The sequence below is a fragment of the Roseateles sp. GW821-FHT09B06 genome, from assembly GCF_059418245.1.
Genome location: NZ_JBWKPM010000074.1, coordinates 1 through 511 on the forward strand (window position 1 = coordinate 1; position 511 = coordinate 511).

Here is a 511-nt window from a genome sequence, read left to right on the forward strand (position 1 = left end):
GCGCCGATCTGGGCGCTGGTCAGCGCGCGGACGCCGGCGCTGCCCAGGCCGACCACGTCGTCGCTGGTCAGCGTCGAAACCGAGGCGGTGCTGATGGCGGCGATCTGGGCCGAACTCAGCGCGGCGAACTGGGCCGAGGTCAAGGCGTTCAGGTCATCGCTGCCCAGACCGGCGATCTGGCCGGTGGCCAGCGAGGTGATCTGCGCCGAACTCAGTGCGGCGATCTGGTCGGAATCGAGCGCGGCCAGTTGGGCCGTGCTCAGCGCACGGATCGCGGCGGTCGAGAGCGCCTTCAGGTCATCGGACTCGAGCACGGCGATCTGGTCGGTCTTCAGGCCGGCGACCTGGGCCGAACTCAGCACGGCGGCCTGGGCCGAGGTCAAGGCCTGGACGTTGTCGGTGCTCAGCGCGCCGATCTGGGCGCTGGTCAGCGCGCGGACACCGGCGCTGCCCAGGCCGACCACGTCGTCGCTGGTCAGCGTCGAGATCGAGGCGGTGCTGATCGCGGCGA

1 pseudogene is annotated in these 511 nt (G+C 71.0%); it reads right to left on the minus strand.

The window, feature by feature from the left end:
• Positions 1-511, minus strand: a pseudogene (locus AC07OQ_RS24495) (heme utilization protein); the annotation flags it as partial.